Here is a 24123-nt window from a genome sequence, read left to right on the forward strand (position 1 = left end):
CCGGCCGCCGTCTCGGCCGGGGCCGGCCGCGTGACGCTCGGCGCGACGCGGCTCACGCTCGAAGGCGCGGCGATCGATCTGAAGTCGTTCGTGTTCGATCACGGCCAGATGCGTTCGGCGGGCTCCGTGAGCGGGGCGTCGGTCGCGCGTTTCCTGGAGGTTCGCCAGGAGTTGACGGGCCAGCGGCCTCCCGTGCGTACCGACGTCGTGCTTGATGCGGACTGGGATTTCTCGCTCGGTGCGAACGCGACGGGTTACGTGCAGGTGAAGCGGCGCGGCGGCGATGTGACGATCGAGAGCGGGCGCGGTATCGCGTCGCTCGGGCTGACCGACCTGTCCGCGCGCGCGAGCTTCGCGCCCGGCAACCGGCTCAACCTGGTGGCGCTCGCGAAGGCGAACCGGATCGGCTCGCTCGACGCGAACGTGACGGTGCCGTTCGCGCTGCGCGACGGCGTGTTCGGCGTCGCCGACGACGGCCCGCTGTCGGGCCGCATCGATGCCGACCTTCCGTCGCTGAAGGCGACCGGCAATCTGTTCGGGCCGAGCTATCTGCTCGGCGGGCGCGCGGCGCTGAAACTGACGGTCGGCGGCACACCGGCGAAGCCGAACGTGTCGGGGATGCTGACGGGCGACGATCTGTCGGCGACGCTGGTCGACCAGGGCGTGCAACTGAAGGACGGCATCGTGCGCGTGAAGCTCTCGGACAACCTCGTCGAATTCCAGCAGGTCGAGTTCCACGGCGGTGACGGGACGCTGCGCGCGATCGGTCGCGTGCGGCTCGATGGCGAGGCACCCGACCTGACCGCGAGCATCGTCGCGGACAAGCTCGAGCTGTTCGCGGCGCCCGATCGAAAGCTGTCGCTGTCGGGCAAGGCGACCGTCGCGAACGACGGGCCGCGCGGCGCGCTGTCGATCGACGGCAAGTTCGTCGTCGATCGCGCGCTGTTCGATCTGCCGGAGGACGCGGCGCCGCACCTGTCCGACGATGTCGTGATCGTGCAGCCGGACGGCACGGTGCGTGGCGAGACGCCGACGGGCACGGCGGCCGCGAAGCCGCAGAAGGTGACGGACAAGCCGGCGCCGTCGCTCGCGCCGCGCGCGAACATCGACATCGACCTCGGCAACAACTTCCGCTTCAAGGGCCACGGTGCGGATCTCGGGCTGCGCGGCACGATCACCGTGATGAGCGCGCCCGGCGTGCCGTTGCGTGCGGTCGGCAACGTACGCGTGACGGAAGGGTCGACCTATACGTCGTTCGGCCGCAAGCTCGCGATCGAGAACGGCTTCTTCACGTTCAACGGCCCGGTGTCGAACCCGGGCGTGAACATTCTCGCGATGCGGCGCAACCAGGAGGTCGAGGCAGGGGTGCAGGTCACCGGCACGATCCAGTCGCTGACGGTCAAGCTGGTGTCGGAGCCGAACGTCACGGACAACGAAAAGCTGTCGTGGCTGCTGTTCGGGCACGGCACCGACCAGGGCAACAACGTCGGCCAGCAGGGCACGATGACGGCCGCGCTTGCGCTGCTCGGCAGCGTGACCGGCAAGCGCGTCGCGCAGACGTTCGGCCTCGACGAGTTCTCGATCGGCCGCAGCGACGTCGGGCTGACCGATCCGCAGGTAATCCAGGTGTCGAAGGCGATCAACGAGCGTTTCGTGCTCGGCTTCGAGCAGGGCCTGCAATCGGCGAGCAACGCGTTCAAGGCGACGATCAACCTGACGCGCTTCTGGTCGGTGTCCGCGTATGGCGGCACGTTCCAGGGCGTCGATCTCAACTACACGCGGCGTTTCGATCGCTGGTTCTCGCGGCGCTGACGAACGGGCGGCACCCGTCGTGGCGGGAGGCGTGCCCGTTTGCTCGGCGCTTGCGACGCGTGCGGCCTCGTTTTTTTCGGCTCAGGCCGCCGCACCCGGCATCGGAGCGGCGCGCAGACATGACTCGAACCCTTCCTGCGTTTCGGCCACCGTCACGTCGACCTGCAACAATCGGCCGTGCGCGTCGATGCGCCGCGCGCGGAAGTAATGACGGTAGCGCAGCGCGGCAGCCGCCACCGGCGGCGCGATGCGCGCATTCCACGATTCGATCGCGAAGCCGTCGGCCTCGAGCCATTGCAGCAGCCGCGACACGCCCGCATCGTCGGGCGGGACGACAAGGTCGACGTCGTTCAGCGGCGCATCGGCGCCGATAGCGTTCGCGTTGCCGGCCAGGCGCCGCGCGAAGCTGCCGATCACCGTGAATGCGAAGCCGTCGCGCGTCAGCGCGGCAACCAGCGCGCGGGCCGCGTCGGCGTCGCTCGCGAGCGGCGCCTTGCGGCACACGAGCGCGTATTCATGCGTGCGATCGGTGGCGCCGGCGCCGTGTGGCGCGGGGCCGTCCGCCCGTTCGTAGATCAGCACGCGTTCCTCGTGCAGCACGAAGCGCTCGCCGAGCAGCCGCGCAACATCCCACGCGAGCGGCACGAAGCGGCCGCCGATGCGCAGGTTCTGCGCCATCGCGATGCACCAGCCGCCCGGTTCGAGCAGCGCGTGCACGCCGGCAAACACGTTGCGCATCCGTTCGAGATACGGCGCGTAATAGCCGACGCCGTACAGCTGTCCGTCGCTCGGGCGGCCGGGCAGGCCGCTGCAGCCGAAATACGGCACGCTCGTCAGGCATAGCGTGAACGGGCCGCCCGCGTCGCGCGCGGCAGCCTGCGTCGCGGTGCTCGACAGATCGCCGGCCAGCACCGGATAGCGGGGGTACGCGGCGCCGGCGCGTGCGAGCCGTTCGCGTGCGAACGCGACGCGCTGCGGGTCGATTTCGACGCCGAGCGCCGGCACGCCGCACCGCGCTGCGGCGACGAGCGTCGTGCCGAAGCCGCCGAACGGATCGACGATCCAGCCGCCCGGCGTCGCGTGGCTGCCGATGAACGGCACCATCTGCTCGACCCAGCCGCAATCGCGCGCGTCGAACGAATCGCGGGCACGCAGATCGGCGGGCAGGGTGGTGTCGGCGGCCTCGTCGGTCAGGCGCAACCAGCTAGTCACGGCGGTCATCGCTGCTCCAGAGAATGTCGCGCGTCGGTTGCCAGCCCGCGCACAGGTTGCCGTTCGGGTGGAACACGAGCTTGTACACGGCGTCGCGCAATTCGTGTTCGCGCATCGCGCCGTAGTCGGAGGTTTCGAACACGACGTCGAGGCCGTCGCGATGCGCCCAGCGCGCGTTCCAGAAGTAGTAGCCGCCCGTCAGTTCGATGGGTTCGCACTGCGCGGAAAACGCGCGGTCCGCCGCGCACGCGAGCAGCAATGCGTCGATCGGAATGCGCGTGCGGTCGATATGGCGCCGCGTTGCGTTGTGCCGGTAGGTATCGGGCAGTGCCGAGAATTCGCGGAAGATCACCGAGCGGGCGCCGAGTGCGCGGGCGTGGGCGACATAGCGCAGCACGTCCGCGGGCGTCTCGATGCCGCCGCGCTGCACGATGCAGACGAGCTTGACCGGAAAGTGCTCGCGCGCGGCGACGAAGGCTGCCTCGAACGCGGGCTGGTGCATGATGCGCTGGCCGGGCCGAAAGCGCATGATCGACTGGTTCACATCGTCGCGGTCGTGATGACGGGACCATTCGAGCCACGACAGTCCGAAGCCAGCGAGCGCGGGCAGCAGTGCGTCGCGATGGTCGACGAGGCCGGCGCCGTTCGTGTACAGCACGCTGCCGTTCGCGTCCGGACCGTCGTCGCCGGCAGCGCGCAGCGTCGCGAGGAGCGACAGCAGCCAGTGCGGATCGTCCGTGTTCTCGAGCCCCGACAGCGAATACGACAGCGGCACGCCGCGCAGCGCCCGCAGCGCGCGGCGAAGCGTGTCGAAATAGTCGGCCGGCGGCCGCAGGCTCGCCGCCATCGGCCCCACCGCGGTGTCGTCGACGAGCGTTTCCGAGCAGAACCGGCAGCGTGCGGAGCAGGGCTGCGCGGCTGCGTACGGCGTGAACGTCAGCGGCTGCGCGAAGCGGAGCGTGCGGCCTGCAACGGTGTGGACATGCCATCGGCCGGCATCGGCGGGGGGCGGCTCGCGCAAGGCGAGCCACGCGAAGCGCTGCGCGAGCGTGTCGAACGCGCGGCTGCGCGCGACGAGCGGCGCGACGGCGTTTGCGTCGGCAATGGGTACGAGCGGAATCGTCATCGCCGCGCACGCATCGCGCGTGCGCGGCGAAGCGCGCGTCCGCTCGGTGGACGGGGCGTCGGGTACGTTTGTCATATCGTTGTTGTGACGAGGAGCCCGCCGCCACGGCCAGGGTCGACCGCTCGATCGACGCGGCCTTCGGAATCCGGCGGGTCCGATGCAGCCGCTATGGTAACGGAACGCGTCCGCGCGCCATGCCTGCCGGGCAGGGCATCTTCGCGCGGCGGCATGAAAAAAGCCCCGCACAAACGTGCGGGGCTTGGTCAGGCAGGCAGCCGCGTGCGCTTACTTCACGCGCATGCCGGGCTTCGCGCCGCTGTGCGGCTCGAGGATGTACAGGCCCGGTTCCGCCTTCTCGTCGGCGGCCGACGCGGCGAGCACCATCCCTTCGGACAGCCCGAACTTCATCTTGCGCGGCGCGAGGTTCGCGACCATCACCGTCAGCTTGCCGACGAGCTGCTCGGGCTGGTACGCCGACTTGATGCCCGAGAACACGTTGCGGGTCTTTTCCTCGCCGATGTCGAGCGTGAGCTGCAGCAGCTTGTCCGAACCTTCGACGGCCTGACAGGCGACGATCTTCGCGATGCGCAGATCGACCTTCGCGAAATCGTCGATCGAGATCGGGCCGTCGTCGGCGCCGTTCGCGGCGGCCGGCTGCGTGCTTGCCTTGGCGTTCTTCGCGCCCTTCGACTCCTTGGCGGCGTTGGCGCCCGCGGCAGCGGCGCCGGCGGCATCGGCCTGCAGCGAATCGCGGTTCGCGGCGAGCAGCGCATCGATCTGCTTCGGGTCGACGCGCGTCATCAGGTGCTGGTACGCCTTGATCGGCTGTGCAGACGACAGCGGCTTCGCGGCATCGGCCCAGGTAAGCGGCGCGATCCCGAAGAACGCTTCGACGGATTCGGCGACACGCGGCATCACCGGCTTCAGCGCGAGCGACAGCAGGCGGAACGCCTCGAGGCTCACGCTGCAGGTTTCGTGCAGCGCAACCGCATTGGCCGGATCCTTCGCGAGTTCCCACGGCTTCGCGCCGTCGACGTACGCGTTCACTTCGTCAGCGAGCTCCATCGTGTGGCGCAGCGCGCGGCCGTATTCACGCGCTTCATAGTTCGCGGCGATGTGCGCAATCGCATCGCGCAGCTTCGCGACGAGCGGATGATTCATCGCGCTATCTTGCACGCGGCCGTCGAAACGCTTGATCAGGAAGCCCGCCGCGCGGCTCGCGATGTTCACGTACTTGCCGACGAGGTCGCTGTTCACGCGGGCCTGGAAGTCCTCGAGGTTCAGGTCGAGGTCTTCCATCGTCGCGTTCAGCTTCGCGGCGAAGTAGTAGCGCAGCCATTCGGGGTTCAGGCCCGTGTCGATGTAGCTCTGCGCGGTGATGAACGTGCCGCGCGACTTCGACATCTTCGCGCCGTCGACCGTCAGGAAGCCGTGCGCGAACACGTTGGTCGGCGTGCGATGGCCCGAGAATTCGAGCATCGCCGGCCAGAACAGCGTGTGGAAATACAGGATGTCCTTGCCGATGAAGTGGTACTGCTCGGCGGTCGAGCCCGAGCGGATCCACGCGTCGAAGTCGATGCCCTTGCGGTCGCACAGGTTCTTGAAGCTCGCGTAGTAGCCGACCGGCGCGTCGAGCCACACATAGAAGTACTTGCCGGGCGCGCCCGGGATCTCGAAGCCGAAGTACGGCGCGTCGCGCGAGATGTCCCAGTCGGCGAGCTTGGCTTCGCCGGCATCGCCGAGCCATTCACGCATCTTGTTGGTGGCTTCGGGCTGAGCGAGGCCGCTGACCCATTCGCGCAGGAACGACTCGCAGCGCGGGTCGGACAGGCGGAAGAAGTAGTGCGTCGACTTCTTGCGTACCGGCGTCGCGCCGGACACGACCGAGTACGGGTTCAGCAGTTCGGTCGGCAGGTAGGTCGAGCCGCACACTTCGCAGTTGTCGCCGTACTGGTCCTTCGCGTGGCACTTCGGGCACTCGCCCTTGATGAAGCGGTCCGGCAGGAACATTTCCTTGACGGGGTCGTACGCCTGCTCGATCTCGCGCTCGGCGATCAGGTCGTTTTCCTTCAGCGCGAGGTAGATCTTCTCGCTCAGCACGCGGTTCTCGTCCGAGTCGGTCGAGTAGAAGTTGTCGAACGACACGCCGAAGCTGTCGAAGTCGCGCTTGTGCTCGGACCATACGCGATCGATCAGCTGCTTCGGCGTGAGGCCCTCCTTCTCCGCACGCAGCATGACTGGCGTGCCGTGCGTGTCGTCGGCGCCAATGTAGTAGACCTCGTGGCCATGCATTCGCAGCGTCCGCACCCAGATGTCGGTCTGGATGTACTCGACCAGGTGGCCGATGTGGATCTGCCCGTTGGCATAGGGCAGTGCGGACGTAACGAGGATCTGGCGGCTGCCTTGCGGCGCCGCAGCCTGCACGGAAGTGAGGTCGGATGCGGACATAGGGTCTGTAGAAGAACGGCGGAAACGACGGAGGAAACTGCGATTCTAGCAGGGGCGCGCGCAGGTCAGTCGGGGGCGGTGCCGCGGACAGGACGGCGCAAGGGGCGGGAGCGTCGGGCGGACGTGCGTGGCGGCATCGTGTTGCGGCGCAGCACGCATTTTTCGGGCAAAAAAAACCGGGGCGGATACGGCCCCGGAGCAACAACGACAAGAGGAGAATGGTGACGCGCCGGCAGCGCCAGCCGCGTACCGTAAAGACAGACCGCGGGTCGCGACAGAAGTTCGAAATTTTTTTCGATTTGTTGACGTCCCGCGGCGAGCCTTGAGCGACGGGGCTGAGCGCCCGGCGCGCGCCCCCGTTTCCTCTCGCTACGCTGCTTACTGGTGCTGCGGCGCGCGCAGGTAGATCTCGACGCGGCGGTTTTGCGCGCGGCCGGCTTCGGTCGCGTTGTCCGCGATCGGGTTCGACGCGCCCATGCCTTGGGCCGACAGGCGGCCGCCGGCGACGCCGCGCTGCACGAGCGCGTTCACGACGCTCTGCGCACGGTTCTGCGACAGCGTCTGGTTCAGCTGTGCCGAACCCGTGCTGTCCGTGTAGCCGACGATCGAGGCCGTCACTTGCGGGTTCTGGTTCAGCGTCGTCGCCAGGTCGTTCAGGAGCGGCGTGAAGGCCGGCGTGATCGCGTACTGGTTCGTCGCGAACGTCACCGAGCTCGGCACGTTCAGCTTCAGCGAGCCGTCCGGCTGCTCGGTCACTTGCGTGCCCGTCTGCGCTGCCGACGGCGCGAGCTTGTTCTTGATCGCCTGCCAGTTGTAACCCGTCACGCCACCCACCAGTGCGCCGACGCCCGCGCCGATCGCCGCGCCCTTGCCGCCACCCGCCAGTGCGCCGATACCTGCGCCCAGCGCCGCACCCGTGCCGGTGCCGACGGCCGTATTGTTGCCTTGCTGCGTGGCGCAGCCTGCCAGCAGTGCGCCGGCGAGTGCGAAGACGGACAGGCGAGTCGCGATTTTCATGGTCATCTTGGATTCCTCTCTTGGTTGAACGAGTCGACAACGACGACAAACAACAGTTACGGCTCCCTGCACGGACCGCCCGAAAAAGGAGGGCGGGCCCGCGCTCGCGGCAGCCGCGGAGGCGGCCGCATGCCCTGTTCGCCAGCGTGGCTGTTCGGACAGGGTGACGCGTCAGCCTCTACAATATAGGCGGTTGGCGGCCGATTTGGCCCCATAGCGTGCCGCACGCGAAGATTGCTCCGCCGCGCGCGTTCGCGCAATGGCGTGCAACAGATTCTTTCACTTTTCCCGCTTTTCGCAGCGTTATTTGATATTTCTTGACGTTTGCGCGCGAAAAAAACGTTTTCACGGAGTTTCGATGAGCATTGACCGGGCACAAGTCGACGCCGCACTGGCGGCTGTCGTCGACCCCAATACCGGCCGTCCGTACGCGGCGAACAAGGGCGTGCGCAACGTCGCGATCGACGGCGACGTCGTGGCGGTCGACGTGGTGCTCGGCTATCCGGCACGCAGCCAGCACGACGACGTGCGCGCGCGCATCGCCGATGCGCTGAAGGGCGTGGCGGGCGTGCGCGATGCACGCGTCGCCGTGTCGCAGGAGATCGTCGCGCACACGGTACAGCGCGGCGTGAAGCTGCTGCCCAACGTGAAGAACATCGTCGCGGTCGCATCGGGCAAGGGCGGCGTCGGCAAGAGCACCACGGCCGTGAACCTGGCGCTCGCGCTCGCCTCGGAGGGCGCATCGGTCGGCATTCTCGACGCCGATATCTACGGCCCGTCGCTGCCGACGATGCTCGGCATTCACGGCCAGCGCCCGGAGTCGCCCGATAATCAGTCGATGAACCCGCTGGTCGGCCACGGCCTGCAGGCGAACTCGATCGGCTTTCTGATCGAGGAAGACAACCCGATGGTGTGGCGCGGCCCGATGGCGACGTCCGCGCTCGAGCAGTTGCTGCGCCAGACCAACTGGCGCGAGCTCGACTACCTGATCGTCGACATGCCGCCGGGCACCGGCGACATCCAGCTCACGCTCGCGCAGCGCGTGCCGGTGACGGGTGCCGTGATCGTGACGACGCCGCAGGACATCGCGCTGCTCGACGCGAAGAAGGGCCTGAAGATGTTCGAGAAGGTCGGGATTCCGATTCTCGGTATCGTCGAGAACATGAGCATCCACGTCTGTTCGAACTGCGGCCACGAAGAGCACATCTTCGGCGCTGGCGGGGCCGAGCGGATGGCGAAGGATTACGGCGTGAACGTGCTCGGCAGCCTGCCGCTCGACATCGCGATCCGCGAGCGCGCGGACAGCGGGACGCCGACGGTCGCGGCCGAACCGGACGGTGCGCTGGCGCGACGCTACCGCGACATCGCGCGCGGCGTGGCACTGGCGATTGCCGAGCGTTCGCGCGACATGACGTCGAAGTTCCCGTCGATCGTTGTTCAAAATACGTAAAACCCTTGCGGGGCGGGGCCTCACGCTGTTTACGGCGCCGCGAGGCGCGGTATCATGGCGACTTTTCCCGGGTCCCTTTACCCGCCCGGCATGGCCGCCGTGTCGAACGGCCGCCAGCCGGCATGAGGATCGAATGAACCAACGACATCACGGCGTGCGCGCCGGCCGCGCGCGGCGCGCGCTGCTGGCCGCCGCCGCGCTGGGCCTGCTGGCCGGCTGTACTTCTTTTTCCTCGTCGCACGAAAAGCGCGCCGACGCGCAGTTGCAGCCGACCGTCGGCTCGCAGACGCGCGGCGCGGTGACGTTCGTCGAGCGCCCGGACGGCGTCCAGGTCACCTACAACCTGGTCGGCCTGCCGCCAAACAGCGATCACGCGCTGCAGGTGCACGAACGCGGCGACTGCAACGCGGGCGACGGTTCGAGCGCCGGCCAGGTGTTCGCGCCAGCCGCCGACCGGCTGCGCGCGGGCGCGCGCGTCGCCGGCGACCTCGGCAACATCCATGCGGACGCGAACGGCGTCGCGGCCGGTTTCATCGTCGCTCCCGATCTGGCCCTCGATGGCGTGCGCTCCGCGCAGAACCGCGCGGTGCTGGTCCACCACGACTCCAGCGATTCCGCGTTTCCGCAGCACGGCGCGGGGCCCGCGCTCGCGTGCGGCGTGATCCGTTGACGGCCGCTGCGTGCGCGAGCCGATGATCGCGTAAAATGTGCGCCTTTCCGGGTCGCTGCCTCGCGCCAGTGGCCCTTACCGATTGTCACGCAGCGTTTCCAGGCGCCCCGATATGAAACGACCCCAACGCTCACTTCGTTCGCTGTCCCCCGAGGGGACGGCCAGCCTTCTTGGGACGGCCCGGCGGAGGCTGGCATGAGCATCAAGTCCGACAAGTGGATTCGGCGCATGGCCGAAGAGCACAAGATGATCGAGCCGTTCGTGCCCGATCAGGTTCGTGCATCCGAGGACGGTCGCAGGATCGTCAGCTACGGCACGTCGAGCTACGGCTACGACATCCGCTGCGCGGACGAATTCAAGATCTTCACGAACATCAACTCGACGATCGTCGATCCGAAGAACTTCGACGAGGGTTCGTTTGTCGATTTCAAGGGCGACGTGTGCATCATCCCGCCGAACTCGTTCGCGCTGGCCCGCACCGTCGAATATTTCCGCATCCCGCGCACCGTGCTGACCGTCTGCCTCGGCAAGTCGACTTACGCGCGCTGCGGGATCATCGTCAACGTGACGCCGTTCGAACCCGAGTGGGAAGGCTACGTCACGCTGGAATTCTCGAATACCACGCCGCTGCCGGCGAAGATCTACGCGAACGAAGGTGTCGCGCAGGTGCTGTTCTTCGAAAGCGACGAGGTGTGCGACGTGTCGTACGCCGATCGCGGCGGCAAGTATCAGGGTCAGCGCGGTGTCACGCTGCCGAAAACCTGATCTGGTTGCATAACGTCTCACCAGTTTCCGGGTGACCGCTGCGCGTGACGCGCCGCGGTCGTTCTTTTTGGAGAATCGCCCATGAAGTTTCGTTTCCCCGTCGTCATCATCGACGAAGATTTCCGCTCCGAGAACATCTCGGGCTCCGGCATCCGGGCGTTGGCCGAAGCGATCGAGAAGGAGGGCGTCGAAGTCCTCGGCCTCACGAGCTACGGCGATCTGACGTCGTTCGCGCAGCAGTCGAGCCGCGCGTCTTGCTTCATCCTGTCGATCGACGACGACGAACTCATGCTCGGCGAAACGGGCCCGGACGGCGAGCTGCCCGAACTGGCGACCGCGATCATCGAGCTGCGTGCGTTCGTCACCGAAGTGCGCCGCCGCAACGCGGACATTCCGATCTTCCTGTACGGCGAGACGCGCACGTCGCGCCATCTGCCGAACGACATCCTGCGCGAGCTGCACGGCTTCATCCACATGTTCGAGGACACGCCGGAGTTCGTCGCGCGCCACATCATCCGCGAGGCGAAGGTCTATCTGGACTCGCTCGCGCCGCCGTTCTTCAAGGAGCTGGTGAAGTACGCGGACGAAGGCTCGTACTCATGGCACTGCCCTGGCCACTCGGGCGGCGTCGCGTTCCTGAAGAACCCGCTCGGCCAGATGTTCCACCAGTTCTTCGGCGAGAACATGCTGCGCGCGGACGTGTGCAACGCCGTCGACGAACTCGGCCAGCTGCTCGATCACACGGGCCCGGTCGCGGCGTCCGAGCGCAACGCGGCGCGCATCTTCAGCGCGGACCACCTGTTCTTCGTGACCAACGGCACGTCGACGTCGAACAAGATCGTCTGGCACGCGACGGTCGCGCCTGGCGACATCGTGCTGGTCGACCGGAACTGCCACAAGTCGATCCTGCACGCGATCACGATGACGGGCGCGATCCCCGTGTTCCTCACGCCGACGCGCAACCACTTCGGCATCATCGGGCCGATCCCGCGCGACGAATTCAAGCCCGAGAACATCCGCAAGAAGATCGAGGCGAACCCGTTCGCGCGCGAGGCGCTGCGCCAGAATCCGGACCTGAAGCCGCGCATCCTGACGATCACGCAGAGCACCTACGACGGCGTCGTCTACAACGTCGAGATGATCAAGGACCTGCTCGGCGACCTGCTCGACACGCTGCACTTCGACGAAGCGTGGCTGCCGCACGCGACGTTCCACGACTTCTACCGCGACATGCACGCGATCGGCGACGGCCGTCCGCGCACGGGCGCGCTCGTTTTCGCGACGCACTCGACGCACAAGCTGCTCGCGGGCATCTCGCAGGCGTCGCAGATCGTCGTGCAGGATTCGGAGAACCGCACGTTCGACAAGCACCGCTTCAACGAGGCGTACCTGATGCACACGTCGACGAGCCCGCAATACGCGATCATCGCGTCGTGCGACGTCGCGGCCGCGATGATGGAGCCGCCGGGCGGCACCGCGCTCGTCGAGGAGTCGATCGCCGAGGCGATCGACTTCCGCCGCGCGATGCGCAAGGTCGACGCCGAATACGGCGACGACTGGTTCTTCAGCGTGTGGGGCCCGGACGACCTGTCCGAAGAGGGCATCGGCTCGCGCGAAGACTGGATGCTGAAGCCGAACGACCACTGGCACGGCTTCGGCCCGCTCGCGGAAGGCTTCAACATGCTCGACCCGATCAAGGCGACGATCATCACGCCGGGGCTCGACGTCGACGGCGAGTTCGGCGAGACGGGCATCCCGGCCGCGATCGTCACGAAGTACCTGGCCGAACACGGGATCATCGTCGAGAAGACCGGCCTGTACTCGTTCTTCATCATGTTCACGATCGGCATCACGAAGGGCCGCTGGAACTCGATGGTGACCGAGCTGCAGCAGTTCAAGGACGACTACGACAACAACCAGCCGCTGTGGCGCGTGCTGCCCGAATTCGTCGCGCAGCATCCGCGCTACGAGCGTGTCGGCCTGCGCGACCTGTGCACGCAGATCCACGACGTCTACCGCGCGAACGACATCGCGCGCCTGACGACGGAGATGTACCTGTCGGACATGGAGCCGGCGATGAAGCCGTCGGACGCGTTCGCGAAGCTCGCGCACCGCAAGATCGACCGCGTGCCGCTCGACGAGCTCGAAGGCCGCGTGACGAGCATCCTGCTCACGCCGTACCCGCCGGGCATTCCGCTGCTGATCCCGGGCGAGCGCTTCAACAAGACGATCGTGAACTACCTGCGGTTCGCGCGCGATTTCAACGAGCGCTTCCCGGGCTTCCACACCGATATCCACGGCCTCGTCGCGGAAGAGGTGAACGGCCGCGTCGAGTACTTCGTCGACTGCGTGCGCGACTGATGGCGGCGCGTGGACGAATCCGGGCGATGCGCGCGGCGCTGGCCGCGCTCGTCGTCTGGGCGACGTGGCTGGCGGGGCCGATCGGGTTGAATGCGGCGCACGCGGAAGTTGCCGCTGCCGACCCGATCGACGTCGCGATGCGGCAGTGTTTCGCACGGCGCGACCGGTCGTCGACGGCCGGCCAGATCCAGTGCATGGGCGAAGCGCAGCAGCAGTGGCAGGCCGTGATGGATGGCGCATACCAGCGCCTGTCGAAGGATGCGCCGGCCGACGTGAAGCGCGGCTGGCAGGACAGTCAGCGCCGCTGGGTCACGTGGCGCAAGGATGAACTGCATCTGCTGAAGGCGGTGTACGACACGACGCGCGGGAGCGCATACACGATGTCCAGCGCCGACATGCAGCTGCAGCCGGTGCGCGATCGCGCGCTCGCGCTGCGCGCGGCGGCCGACCGTTATGCGCCGCCGGCCGCCGTGCCGGTCGCGGCGACGAGCGGTGCGCAGGGCGGCGCGAGCACGGCGCAAGGCGCTGCCGCGGCAGCCGGCGGCAAGCCGGCGAATGCCGCGCGCGACCCGGCGATCCAGCGCGTGCGGCCGTGCGTGCAGGATGCCGCGTGCGAGCACGCGGTATTCGACCTGAACCGCTATTACCAGAAGCTGCGTCGCAAGATGCCTGCGCATTCGGCCGCGACGCTCGTGCGCGCGCAGCGCGCGTGGGTGGCGTTCCGCGACGCGACGGCGCCGCTCGTCGGCGAGGACGGGCGGGTCGACCTGATCGGCGCGCGCATCGCGACGATGAAGCGGCTGTCGGAGACGGCCGGCAACAAGTAACGCGCGGGTCGCGACGGCGATCGTGCGTGACAACGCGAAACGGGCACCCTAGGGTGCCCGTTTGGCATTCGGGACGCTGCGTGACGTGCTTACGCGGATTGCTGCGTATCGAGGCGGCCGAACCACGACGGCACGAGCGCGACCGCGTCGTCGAGCGATGCGAGTACGTGCAGGCTCAACGCGACGATCTCGGGCGTGGGCGTCTTCAGGTCCGGTACGGTGACGACCGATGCGCCGGCGCCGGCCGCCGACTGCGCGCCGAAGTCGCTGTCCTCGAATGCGACGCATGCCTGTGCCGGCACGCCGAGGCGTTCGGCCGCGAGCCGGTAGACGGCCGGGTCGGGCTTGCCGCGCGAGACTTCGTCGCCGCCCGCGATCGCGCGAAAGAACGGCAGCACGCCGACCGCATCGAGTCGCGCACGGATCACGTCGCGTGCGGACGACGATGCGACCGCGCACGGAATGCCGGCCTGTGCGAGCGCCTCGAGCAGCGCGAGTGCGCCGGACTTCAGCGGAAACTTCGGATGGGGTTCGGGCGCGGCAAGCTGTTCGCGCACGCGGGTGCGCACGGCGTCGAACGTGTCGGGGTTGCCGATCAGTCGCGCGAGGATCACCTGGCCCTCGGCGAACGAGCGGCCGACGATCTGCAGGTAGTCGATCTCGGTCAGCACGACGCCGTGGGCGTTCGACACGTCGATCCACGTGTTCATGATGGTCCGCTCGGAATCGACGAGCAGGCCGTCCATGTCGAAGAGCGCGGCGGAGAAAATCATCGGCGGTATCCGGGAAGCGGGGAAGGCGACGGGCGGTGCGACGGCCGCCCGGATGAAAAACGGACGCCGAAGGCGTCCGTTCGTGACAGCAGGCTTACTTGCCGAGCGCGGCGCGGGCGGCCTTGACCGCCGCACGCACCTGGTCGGGCGCGGTGCCGCCCGGGTGATTGCGGCTCGCGACCGACCCTTCGAGCGTCAGGTAGCCGAACACGTCGTCGCCGATCAGGTGCGCGACGTTTGGCAGTTCCTGCTTCATCTCGTCGAGCGTCAGGTCGGCGAGATCGATCCCGCGGTCGTCGCAGATCTTCACCGCGTGCGCGACGGCTTCGTGCGCGTCGCGGAACGGCAGGCCGCGCTTCACGAGGTAGTCGGCGAGGTCGGTGGCGGTCGAGAAGCCCTGCAGCGCGGCCGCGCGCATCGCGTCCGGCTTCACGGTGATGCCCGCGACCATTTCCGCGAAGATCCGCAGCGTGTCGGCGACGGTGTCGACCGTGTCGAACAGCGGTTCCTTGTCTTCCTGGTTGTCCTTGTTGTACGCGAGCGGCTGGCCCTTCATCAGCGTGAGGAGCGCGATCAGGTGGCCGTTCACGCGGCCGGTCTTGCCGCGCGCGAGTTCGGGCACGTCCGGGTTCTTCTTCTGCGGCATGATCGAGCTGCCGGTGCAGAAGCGGTCGGCGATGTCGATGAAGCCGACGCGCGGGCTCATCCATAGCACGAGCTCTTCGGAGAAGCGCGACACGTGCGTCATCACAAGCGCGGATGCCGCCGTGAATTCGATCGCGAAGTCGCGATCCGACACAGCGTCGAGCGAGTTCGCGCAGATGCCGTCGAAGCCGAGCGTCTTCGCGACCGCGTGACGGTCGATCGGGTAGCTGGTGCCCGCCAGCGCGGCCGCGCCGAGCGGCAGGCGGTTCACGCGGGTGCGGCAGTCGCGCATGCGTTCCGCGTCGCGCGTGAACATTTCCACATAGGCGAGCAGGTGATGGCCGAACGTGACGGGCTGCGCGACCTGCAGGTGCGTGAAGCCCGGCATGATCGTGTCCGCGTTCGTCTCGGCGAGGTCGATCAGTGCGCCGCGCAGGTCGGTCAGCAGGCCGCCGATGCGGTCGATCTCGCCGCGCAGCCACAGACGGATGTCGGTCGCGACCTGGTCGTTGCGCGAGCGGCCCGTGTGCAGGCGCTTGCCGGCGTCGCCGATCAGCGCGGTCAGGCGCGCCTCGATGTTCAGGTGGACGTCCTCGAGGTCGAGCTGCCATTCGAATTCGCCGCGCTCGATCTCGCCCTTGATCTGTGCCATTCCGCGTTCGATCGCGGCGAGGTCGTCGGCGCTGATGATCTTCTGCGCCGCGAGCATGCTCGCGTGCGCGAGCGAGCCGGCGATGTCGACGAGCGCGAGGCGCTTGTCGAAAAATACCGACGACGTGTAGCGCTTGACCAGCTCCGACATCGGTTCCGAGAAGCGGGCCGACCAGGCCTCGCCCTTTTTGTGCAGTTGGGACGTCATGGCGATTCTTCGAAGGGGAGTTGGGCGGCGTGCGCCGCCGAGGGAATCCCGCGATTCTAACATTCGCGGGGCGGCCCGCCGGCCTTTGCCGGCGCGGGCCGCTCGCTCAGTCGCGCACGAGGACCACGAGCTTCAGGTCTTCCCGGTGCGCGGGCTTCAGCGTGATCTGCTGGTACACGAGGCGGCCGTCGGCCGGGTGATCGAACTCGCGCAGGCCGCCTTCGCGCTCGAACACGTCCTGCGACGCCCAGTACTGCGCGAACGCGTCGCTGCCGGCCATCAGCGCGTCGATCAGCGCGCGGGTCGGCGCGTCGGCCAGGTGGCGGATCGAGTCGGCGCGGAATTCGGCCGCGAGGCGTCGCGCACGGGTTTCCCAGTCGACGATCAGCGTGCGCGCGGCCGGCGACATGAACGTGAAGCGCAGCAGGTTGCGGTCATGCTCGCCGTCGAGCCAGCCGGCAAACAGCGCCGCGGCCGGTACGTTCCACGCGAGCGCGGTCCATTGGCGGTCGAGCACGTAGGCGGGCGTGGCGATCGCGGCGACGGTCGCCGCGAGCGTCGGCGGCAGGTCGCCGGCCGCGACGTCGGGCTCGGCCGGGTCGCGCTGCGCGGCCAGCTCGAACAGGTACGCGCGCTCGGCCTTCGACAGCTGCAATGCGACGGCGATCCGGGCGAGCGCGTCGGCCGACGCCGACACCGGGCGGCCCTGCTCGATCCACGTGTACCAGGTCGGGCTGACGCCGCAGAGCTGCGCGACTTCCTCGCGCCGCAGGCCCGGTGTGCGGCGGCGCGGGCCGGGCGGCAGGCCGACGGCTTGCGGCGACAGCCGTTCGCGGTGCGCGCGGATGAATTCGCCGAGCGCGCGGGCGGGCGTCTCGTCGAGTGGCGGGGTGGGGGCGGAGGACGACGGGTTCATGCGAAAACGGCCGAAACGACGAAAAGGGAAAAAGGCGCTGGGCGCGGCGAGAATCAGGCAGGTGTAACGAATACCAGAATAACTGCTTAACTTGTACTGGTACAAGCGCGGCCCTATTGTAGCGATTCGCGCGCTGGCAGGCAGCGAGCGCCCCCACCAAAAGAAGGAGCGAACGATGAAACACCACGACCAGGTCGCCGATGCATTCGGCACGACGGCCGCCGCCTACCTGACGAGCACGGTCCACGCGACGGGCGCCGATCTGCAGGCGCTGGCCGACGCCGTGCGCGCGACGCCCGATGGCGCGGTGCTCGATCTCGGTTGCGGCGCGGGCCACGCGAGTTTCGCGGTCGCGCCGCACGTGCGCGACGTGGTCGCTTACGATCTTGCCGCGCCGATGCTCGCGACCGTCGACGGCGCCGCCCGTGAGCGCGGGCTCGCGAACGTCCGCACGCAGCAGGGCCCGGCCGAGCGGCTGCCGTTCGACGCGGGGACCTTCGACTGGGTGGTGAGCCGGATGAGCGCGCACCACTGGCACGACGTGCGCGCGGCGCTCACCGAGGTGCGTCGCGTGCTCAAGCCGGGCGGCCGCGTGCTGATGATCGACATTGCGGGCAACGACCATCCGCTGCTCGACACGTATCTGCAGGCAGCGGAAGTGTTGCGCGACGCGTCCCACGTGCGCGATTACCGTGCCGACGAGTGGCTCGCGATGTTCCGCGGCGCCGGGTTCGATGCGCACGTGGAGAGCCGCTGGCGCCTGCCGATCGATTTCGATACGTGGGTCGAGCGCATCCGCACGCCGGCCGACAGCGTCGCGGGCATCCGCGCGCTGTGGGCGCACGCACCCGACGAGGTGCGGGCCTACTATGCGGTGCAGGCGGACGGATCGTTCGAGCACGACGCGTTGCTGATCGACGCGCACTGAGTGCGCGGCGCGGCGGCTCGCACCGTCGCGCTTGCCGATGAAAAAAGCCTCGATACGCGCGGGCCGCGTATCGAGGCTTTCGATCTGCACCGCCGGCCGGCGCGGGGCGAACCCGCGCCGCACGTGGATCAGCCCGTATTGCGCAGGCCGGCCGCGATTCCGTTGATCGTCAGGTGAATCCCGCGCCGCAGCCGCGCGTTCGTGTCGCCCGCGCGGTGACGCTTGATCAACTCGACCTGCAGGTGGTTCAGCGGATCGAGATACGGGAAGCGGTTCTTGATCGAACGCGCGAGCAGCGGGTTGGTCGCGAGGCGGCCTTCGTGCCCCGTGATTTCCGCGAGCGCCTGCGACGTGCGCTCCCATTCCGCGACGATCCGCTCGAACACGTGCTTGCGCAGCTTGCGATCGGCAACGAGCTGCGCGTAGCGCGACGCGACCGCGAGATCGGTCTTCGCGAGCACCATGTCCATGTTCGACAGCAGATTCGCGAAGAACGGCCAGGTCTTGTTCATCTTCCTGAGCAGCGTGACGCGCTTCGCGCGTTCGGCCGCGTCCTGCGCGCCGTCGAGATACGCGCTCACCGCGCTGCCGAAGCCGTACCAGCCCGTCAGCAGCAGCCGGCACTGCCCCCACGAGAAGCCCCACGGAATCGCGCGCAGATCCTCGATCCTGCGGTTCTTCGGATCCTGCAGCTTGCGCGACGCCGGACGGCTGCCGATGTTCAGCTCGGCGATCTCGGTGATCGGCGTCGACGAGAAGAAGTAGTCGGTGAAGCCCGGCGTTTCATAGACGAGCGCGCGATACGACGCCATCGCGGCATCGGACAGCGTCTGCATTGCGGCTTCGAACGCGGGCAGTTGCGCGGGCGCGTTCGACTGCGGCAGCAGCGACGCCTCCAGCGTGGCGGCCACGACCGTTTCAAGGTTGCGCCGGCCGATCTCGGGGTTCGCGAACTTGCTCGCGATCACCTCGCCCTGTTCGGTCAAGCGGATCTGGCCGTTCACGGTGCCCGGCGGCTGCGACAGGATCGCCTGGTAGGTCGGGCCGCCCCCGCGGCCGACCGTGCCGCCGCGGCCGTGGAACAGGCGCAGCGTGATCTTGCGTTCGCGGAACAGGTCGACGAGCGCGAGCTCCGCGCGATACAGCTCCCAGTTCGACGTGAGGAAGCCGCCGTCCTTGTTGGAGTCCGAGTAGCCGAGCATCACTTCCTGTTCGGCGCCCTGGTGCGCGATCAGCGCGTCGACGCCCGGCAGTGCGAAGTACTCGCGCATGATGCGCGCGGCGTCGCGCAGGTCGGGGATCGTCTCGAACAGCGGGATCACCATCAGGCCGCTTTTCGCGTTGCCGCCGAGCGTGCCGTCGAGCAGGCCCGTCTCCTTCTGCAGCAGCAGCACCTCGACGAGATCGCTGACGGTTTCCGTGTGCGAAATGATGTAGTTGCGTACCGCGCGCGGACCGAACTGCGCACGCACGTCGCGCGCCTTCTCGAACACGCCGAGCTCGCTTTGCGCGAGCGCCGAGTATTCGAGGTACGGCGAGCGCAGCGGACGCGGATCGGCGAGCGCGGCGAGCAGCACACGCAGCTTGTCTTCCTCGGCGAGCGCCGCGTAGTCGGCTTCGACGCCCGCACGCGCGAACAGCTCGGCGACCACGGACTCGTGGATGTCGGAGCTCTGGCGCAGGTCGATGCTCGCGAGGTGGAAGCCGAACACTTCGGCCGCGCGCATGAGCGGCGCGAGGCGCGGTGCGGCGAGCGACGTGCCGTGATGCTCGTCGAGCGATGCGGTCAGCACCTTCAGGTCGGCGACGAACGCTTCGGAATCCGCGTACGGCACGGCGCGTACCGGCGGCGCACCGCGGCCCGCGCTGCGCACCGGCACCGTGCCCTCGCCGAGACGCACGCGCGCGCTCGCGGCGAGTCGCGTGTAGATGCCGATCAGCGCGCGGCGATACGGTTCGTCGACGCGATGCGGCGACTGGTCGGGCGATGCCGCCGCGAGCGCCTTCACCGCGTCGTTCGCGCCGACCAGCAGGTTCGATACCGACAACTCGGCGCCGAGCTTGTGCACTTGTTCCAGATAGTGTTCGAGGATCACCGCGGCCTGGCGGGTGATCGCTTCGTCGAGCGTCGGGGCCGTCACGTTCGGGTTGCCGTCGCGGTCGCCGCCGATCCAGCTGCCCATCTGGAAGAACGCGGGCACGCGCGCTTGCAGGCCGTGCTCGGCGAGCGCGGCCTCGATGTCGCCGTACAGCGCCGGCAGTTCGTCGAGGAATGTCGCGCGGTAGTACGACAGCGCGTTCTCGATCTCGTCGCCGACCGTCAGGCGTGCATCGCGCAGCATGCGGGTCTGCCACAGCGCGGTGACGCGCGCGCGCAGCATCGATTCGTTGTATGCGCGTTCGCGCGCGGTGAGCGGCTGGTCGCGCTCGGCGAGCAGGCGTGCGATGTCGTGCTGCGCATCGAGGATGCTCTTGCGCTGCACTTCGGTCGGGTGAGCGGTCAGCACCGGGACGATCAGCGCATCGTCGAAGAAGCGCTGCAGCAGGCGCTTGGACGCGTTGCCGGTGGTCTTCAGCTGTTCGAGCGCGTACGCGACGGTGCCGGGCTGCGGCGTGGAACCGGCCAGCGCGTGGATGCGGCGGCGGCGGTTGTGGTGGCGGTCTTCCGCGATGTTCGCGAGGTGCGAGAAATAGCTGAACGCGCGCACGACGCTCACCGTCTGCTCCGGCGTCAGCTTGCGCAGCTTCTTCTCGAGTGTCTGCGCGGCCTCGCTGTCGTCTTCGCGGCGAAACTTCACCGCCGTCTGGCGAATGGTTTCGACGACGTCGAACACCGTGTCGCCTTCCTGCTCGCGCACCACGTCGCCGAGCAGGCGGCCGAGAAAGCGGATGTCTTCGAACAGCGGGCCGTCCTTGTCCTCGCGTGTACGGGCGCCGGGCTTCGATGCGCGGGCCGCCGGACCGGCGGTCTTGATGGTGCGTTTTGTCTGACGTATCGGGTCTTTCGGTTTCGTTGCCGTTTTCGCACGGCCGTTCGCGGCAGTGGCGACGGTGCCCGTCTGGGCGTCGGAGGAGGGCAGGGCAGCATTGCGGCGCGCCGTACGCGCCGATCCGGAAGACTTCACGATGGGTTTCCTTGGGAAAGCTCGAGTCAAAAGGGACTGCGGGGACTGCGGAAACTACGGGAACTGCGGTCAAGCAACCAGCTACGTGCGGCACATTCGCGCATCGGTGTCGCCGCCCGCGCCGAAGCGCGGCGGGCGCAGGCTCCGGGCCCGGGCGGGCTGGGGCGTGCGTGCTACCATTGTTCGATCTTCAATCCCGTCCTTCGATGTTCCAGCAATGAATTCCGAGATTCCTGCGGCAGGGCCGCGACAGACGCAGCCGCCCGCGACGCTGACGATTGCTTCGCGTGAGAGCCGCCTGGCGATGTGGCAAGCCGAACATGTGCGTGATGCGCTGCGCAAATTATATCCAGCTTGTGACGTGAAAATCCTCGGGATGACGACCCGTGGCGATCAGATTCTCGATCGTACGCTGTCGAAGGTCGGCGGCAAGGGCCTGTTCGTGAAGGAACTGGAGAATGCGCTCGCCGACGGTCGTGCCGATCTGGCCGTGCATTCGCTGAAGGACGTGCCGATGGCGCTGCCCGACGGTTTCGCGCTGACGGCGATCATGGAGCGCGAGGATCCGCGCGACGCGTTCGTGTCGAACGACTACGCGTCGCTCGACGCGCTGCCGGCCGGCGCGGTCGTCGGCACGTCGAGCCTGCGCCGCGAGGCGATGCTGCGCGCGCGCTATCCGCACCTCGACGTGCTGCCGCTGCGTGGCAACCTCGACACGCGCCTGTCCAAACTGGATCGCGGCGATTACGCGGCGATCATCCTCGCGGCCGCGGGCCTGAAGCGCCTCGGCCTGGAAGCGCGGATCCGCGCGCTGATCGATGTCGAGGACAGCCTGCCGGCCGCCGGTCAGGGTGCGCTCGGCATCGAGATCGCCGCGCACCGCGCCGACGTCGCGGCGTGGCTGGCACCGCTGCATGACCGCCAGACCGCGCTCGCGGTCGAGGCCGAGCGGATGGTGTCGCGTGCGCTCGGCGGCAGCTGCGAAGTGCCGCTCGCCGCGCATGCGGTGTGGCGCGCGGGCGAACTGTACCTGACGGGCCGCGTGTCGACGACCGACGGCCAGCGCGTGCTGACGGCCGACGAGTGCGGAGCCGTCATGACGGTTGCCGATGCGCTTGCGCTCGGCCGCGCGGTGTCCGACGCGCTCGAGTCGCAGGGCGCGCTCGACATCGTCAACGCACTGCTCGCCGCGTCGCAGGCCGGCAAGGGCGACGCCTGATGGCGGGCGGCGCGCGCGCGTTCACCGCCGTCCTGACCCGCCCGGACGGCCAGTCGGCCGCACTCGCGTCGCAGCTGGCCGAAGCCGGCTGCGACGTGCTCGAATTTCCGCTGATCGACATCGCGCCGGTCGACGATCCGGCGCCGCTCGACGCCGCGCTCGCGGCGCTCGCCGACTACGCGCTCGTGATCTTCGTGTCGCCGAATGCGATCGAGCGCGCGCTCGCGCAGTACGGTGCCATCTGGCCGAATGCGTTGCCGGTCGGCGTCGTCGGGCCGGGCAGCGTCGCCGCGCTCGAGCGCCACGGCATCGCGGTGCCCGCGCATCGCGTGATCGCACCGCAGGTGCCTGCCGACGGCGGCGTCCCTCATTACGATTCCGAAAGCCTGTTCGCGAGCATCGAGGCCGCGTTCGGCGGCGCGCAGGCGCTCGCCGGCAAACGCGTGCTGATCGTGCGCGGCGACGGCGGGCGCGAATGGCTCGCCGAGCGCCTGCGCGAAGCCGGTGCGGACGTCACGCTCGTCGCGGCTTACCGGCGCGTCGTGCCGGAGCCGCGCGTGGCCGTGTGGGAGCGCGTGCATGCGCTGCTCGCCGGCGCGCCGCATGCGTGGCTCGTCACGAGCTCGGAAGGCGTGCGCAACCTGCACGAACTCGCCCGCACGCACCTGAACGACACGGAGATCGACGCGCTGAAGCATGCGCCGCTCGTGACGCCGCACCCGCGCATCGAGCAGACCGCGCGCGCACTGGGTTTTGATAGGATTACGCTGACCGGCGCGGGCGATGAGCGCATCGTCCGCGCGTTTCGAACGATGGCCGACGAGGCCGTCCAACCGGCGACAGCCGCACCGGTGACTAAACGCATGACAGATACCAACGATTCCAAAAGCGTCGCTTCCCAGCCGGCCGCTGCATCCGCACCGCCGCCCAGTCCTCCTTATCTCGGGTCCGAGCCGCATGCGCGCCGCGGCGGCAGCGCGGCGCTGTGGTTCGTCATCGTCGTGCTCGGCTGCGCGGCCGGTGTCGGCGGCTACGCGTTGAACCGCAAGGTCGACCGGCTCGGCGATTCGTTCGTCGCGCGCCAGAAGACGCTCGATGCGCAGACGGCCGAGACCCGCATGAAGACCGAGCAGGCGCTTGCGAGCACGCATCAGGTCGACACGCAGCTCGCGCAGCTCGACGGCAAGCTCGCCGATGCGCAGAGCGCGCAGCAGGCGCTGCAACAGCAGTACCAGGACCTGTCGCGCAACCGCGATGCATGGATGCTCGAGGAAGTCGACCAGATGCTGTCGAGCGCGAGCCAGCAGCTGCAGCTGACGGGCAACACGCAACTCGCACTGATCGCGCTGCAGAATGCCGATGCACGCCTTGCGACGTCGCAGAGCGCGCAGGCTGTCACGGTGCGCAAGGCGCTCGCTCTGGACATCGAGAAGCTGAAGGCCGCGCCATCTGCCGACCTCACGGGCCTCGCGATCAAGCTCGACGACGCGATCGCGAAGATCGACACGCTGCCGCTGTCGGGCGAGGCGATCGTCCCGCACGCGACGCCGAAGGCCGCGCCGTCCGCCGCCGCGTCGTCGGTCGCCGCCGACACGCCGCGCTGGAAGGTGTGGTGGCATGACTTCTCGGCCGGCCTCGGCCAGCAACTGAAGGGCCTCGTGCAGGTGCGTCGGATCGACAACGCCGATGCGATGCTCGCGTCGCCCGACCAGGGCTACTTCGTGCGCGAGAACGTGAAGCTGCGCCTGCTCACCGCGCGGCTGTCGCTGCTCGCACGCAACGACAGCGCGATGAAGGCCGACCTGCACGCCGCGCAGGCGTCGCTCGGCAAGTATTTCGACCAGGCATCGAAGGACACGCAATCGGTCGAGGATCTGCTCAAGCAGGTCGACAGCGCATCGCTGACGGTCGCGGTGCCAAACCTGAACACGAGCCTGAACGCCGTTCAGCAGTTCAAGAGCCGGGGGTAA

The 24123-nt window shown here is 68.3% G+C and carries 17 protein-coding genes; 9 read left to right on the plus strand and 8 right to left on the minus strand.

The annotated features are described in order from the left end of the window. Positions 1–1812 (plus strand): translocation/assembly module TamB domain-containing protein (locus J7024_RS25980; RefSeq protein WP_234745590.1); only part of this gene is annotated, 1812 nt, incomplete at its 5' end. An 81-nt stretch (positions 1813–1893) separates the two neighbouring features. Here J7024_RS25980 and J7024_RS25985 read toward each other — a convergent pair. The 4 genes from J7024_RS25985 to J7024_RS26000 form a co-directional block, all read right to left on the minus strand. Beyond that, on the minus strand, positions 1894–3033 hold the full coding sequence (locus tag J7024_RS25985; protein WP_175751028.1) for a DNA methyltransferase: 1140 nt from the start codon (positions 3031–3033) through the stop codon (positions 1894–1896). Further along, positions 3017–4225, minus strand: coding sequence for a hypothetical protein (locus J7024_RS25990; RefSeq protein ID WP_233409922.1), 1209 nt, complete (start codon positions 4223–4225; stop codon positions 3017–3019). Before J7024_RS25990 ends, J7024_RS25985 begins: the two co-directional genes overlap by 17 nt. A gap of 210 nt (positions 4226–4435) precedes the next feature. After that, positions 4436–6598, minus strand: a complete 2163-nt coding sequence (metG, locus tag J7024_RS25995) for a methionine--tRNA ligase (protein WP_124827273.1) — start codon at positions 6596–6598, stop codon at positions 4436–4438. Positions 6599–6976: 378 nt separating this feature from the next. Beyond that, a complete protein-coding gene (locus J7024_RS26000; protein ID WP_124827272.1) occupies positions 6977–7621 on the minus strand; it encodes an OmpA family protein in 645 nt (214 codons plus the stop codon). Between the two features lie 352 nt (positions 7622–7973). Between J7024_RS26000 and apbC the strand changes: the two genes are divergently transcribed. The 5 genes from apbC (at position 7974) to J7024_RS26025 (ending at position 13688) form a co-directional block, all read left to right on the plus strand. Next, complete coding sequence (gene apbC / locus J7024_RS26005) at positions 7974–9065, plus strand: iron-sulfur cluster carrier protein ApbC (RefSeq protein ID WP_124827271.1); 1092 nt, start codon at positions 7974–7976, stop codon at positions 9063–9065. A gap of 133 nt (positions 9066–9198) precedes the next feature. Continuing rightward, positions 9199–9735, plus strand: a complete 537-nt coding sequence (gene sodC, locus J7024_RS26010) for a superoxide dismutase [Cu-Zn] (protein ID WP_124827270.1) — start codon at positions 9199–9201, stop codon at positions 9733–9735. A 195-nt stretch (positions 9736–9930) separates the two neighbouring features. Beyond that, positions 9931–10500 carry a dCTP deaminase gene (dcd, locus tag J7024_RS26015; protein WP_006398615.1) on the plus strand — a complete coding sequence of 190 codons (570 nt, stop codon included), beginning with the start codon at positions 9931–9933 and terminating at the stop codon, positions 10498–10500. Between the two features lie 81 nt (positions 10501–10581). Beyond that, the gene (locus J7024_RS26020; protein ID WP_124827269.1) at positions 10582–12861 is read left to right on the plus strand and encodes an arginine/lysine/ornithine decarboxylase; all 2280 of its coding nucleotides are present in this window, start codon (positions 10582–10584) and stop codon (positions 12859–12861) included. After that, positions 12861–13688, plus strand: coding sequence for a lysozyme inhibitor LprI family protein (locus J7024_RS26025; RefSeq protein ID WP_124827268.1), 828 nt, complete (start codon positions 12861–12863; stop codon positions 13686–13688). Before J7024_RS26020 ends, J7024_RS26025 begins: the two co-directional genes overlap by 1 nt. Before the next feature lie 89 nt (positions 13689–13777). Here the strand turns inward: J7024_RS26025 and J7024_RS26030 are convergent, their stop codons facing one another. The 3 genes from J7024_RS26030 to J7024_RS26040 all read right to left on the minus strand — a co-directional run bounded on the left by J7024_RS26030 (position 13778) and on the right by J7024_RS26040 (position 16881). Next, positions 13778–14461, minus strand: coding sequence for an HAD family hydrolase (locus tag J7024_RS26030; RefSeq protein ID WP_124827267.1), 684 nt, complete (start codon positions 14459–14461; stop codon positions 13778–13780). Positions 14462–14555: 94 nt separating this feature from the next. After that, the gene (argH, locus tag J7024_RS26035; RefSeq protein WP_234745591.1) at positions 14556–15965 is read right to left on the minus strand and encodes an argininosuccinate lyase; all 1410 of its coding nucleotides are present in this window, start codon (positions 15963–15965) and stop codon (positions 14556–14558) included. Positions 15966–16071: 106 nt separating this feature from the next. Beyond that, positions 16072–16881, minus strand: a complete 810-nt coding sequence (locus J7024_RS26040) for a helix-turn-helix transcriptional regulator (RefSeq protein WP_124827265.1) — start codon at positions 16879–16881, stop codon at positions 16072–16074. Positions 16882–17056: 175 nt separating this feature from the next. Here J7024_RS26040 and J7024_RS26045 point away from each other — a divergent pair, with 175 nt between their 5' ends. Continuing rightward, a complete protein-coding gene (locus J7024_RS26045) occupies positions 17057–17809 on the plus strand; it encodes a class I SAM-dependent methyltransferase (protein ID WP_175752241.1) in 753 nt (250 codons plus the stop codon). 128 nt (positions 17810–17937) lie between these two features. Here the strand turns inward: J7024_RS26045 and ppc are convergent, their stop codons facing one another. Next, complete coding sequence (gene ppc / locus J7024_RS26050; RefSeq protein ID WP_124827263.1) at positions 17938–20934, minus strand: phosphoenolpyruvate carboxylase; 2997 nt, start codon at positions 20932–20934, stop codon at positions 17938–17940. 217 nt (positions 20935–21151) lie between these two features. Here ppc and hemC point away from each other — a divergent pair, with 217 nt between their 5' ends. Beyond that, the gene (hemC, locus tag J7024_RS26055; RefSeq protein ID WP_124827262.1) at positions 21152–22153 is read left to right on the plus strand and encodes a hydroxymethylbilane synthase; all 1002 of its coding nucleotides are present in this window, start codon (positions 21152–21154) and stop codon (positions 22151–22153) included. Beyond that, on the plus strand, positions 22153–24123 hold the full coding sequence (gene hemDX / locus J7024_RS26060) for a fused uroporphyrinogen-III synthase HemD/membrane protein HemX (protein ID WP_124827261.1): 1971 nt from the start codon (positions 22153–22155) through the stop codon (positions 24121–24123). The genes hemC and hemDX overlap by 1 nt, the downstream gene beginning before the upstream one ends.

The sequence above is a fragment of the Burkholderia sp. WTPI3 genome (genome assembly GCF_021483755.1).
Lineage (GTDB): Bacteria > Pseudomonadota > Gammaproteobacteria > Burkholderiales > Burkholderiaceae > Burkholderia.

Coding starts and splice junctions, on each gene's coding strand:
- argH (WP_234745591.1), bottom strand. CDS start 15,965: ATGACGTCCCAACTGCACAAAAAGGGCGAGGCCTGGTCGGCCCGCTTC.
- dcd (WP_006398615.1), top strand. CDS start 9,931: ATGAGCATCAAGTCCGACAAGTGGATTCGGCGCATGGCCGAAGAGCAC.
- apbC (WP_124827271.1), top strand. CDS start 7,974: ATGAGCATTGACCGGGCACAAGTCGACGCCGCACTGGCGGCTGTCGTC.
- hemC (WP_124827262.1), top strand. CDS start 21,152: ATGAATTCCGAGATTCCTGCGGCAGGGCCGCGACAGACGCAGCCGCCC.
- sodC (WP_124827270.1), top strand. CDS start 9,199: ATGAACCAACGACATCACGGCGTGCGCGCCGGCCGCGCGCGGCGCGCG.
- J7024_RS26025 (WP_124827268.1), top strand. CDS start 12,861: ATGGCGGCGCGTGGACGAATCCGGGCGATGCGCGCGGCGCTGGCCGCG.
- J7024_RS26045 (WP_175752241.1), top strand. CDS start 17,057: ATGAAACACCACGACCAGGTCGCCGATGCATTCGGCACGACGGCCGCC.
- J7024_RS26020 (WP_124827269.1), top strand. CDS start 10,582: ATGAAGTTTCGTTTCCCCGTCGTCATCATCGACGAAGATTTCCGCTCC.
- J7024_RS25985 (WP_175751028.1), bottom strand. CDS start 3,033: ATGACCGCCGTGACTAGCTGGTTGCGCCTGACCGACGAGGCCGCCGAC.
- J7024_RS26030 (WP_124827267.1), bottom strand. CDS start 14,461: ATGATTTTCTCCGCCGCGCTCTTCGACATGGACGGCCTGCTCGTCGAT.
- hemDX (WP_124827261.1), top strand. CDS start 22,153: ATGGCGGGCGGCGCGCGCGCGTTCACCGCCGTCCTGACCCGCCCGGAC.
- metG (WP_124827273.1), bottom strand. CDS start 6,598: ATGTCCGCATCCGACCTCACTTCCGTGCAGGCTGCGGCGCCGCAAGGC.
- J7024_RS25990 (WP_233409922.1), bottom strand. CDS start 4,225: ATGACAAACGTACCCGACGCCCCGTCCACCGAGCGGACGCGCGCTTCG.
- J7024_RS26000 (WP_124827272.1), bottom strand. CDS start 7,621: ATGACCATGAAAATCGCGACTCGCCTGTCCGTCTTCGCACTCGCCGGC.
- J7024_RS26040 (WP_124827265.1), bottom strand. CDS start 16,881: ATGAACCCGTCGTCCTCCGCCCCCACCCCGCCACTCGACGAGACGCCC.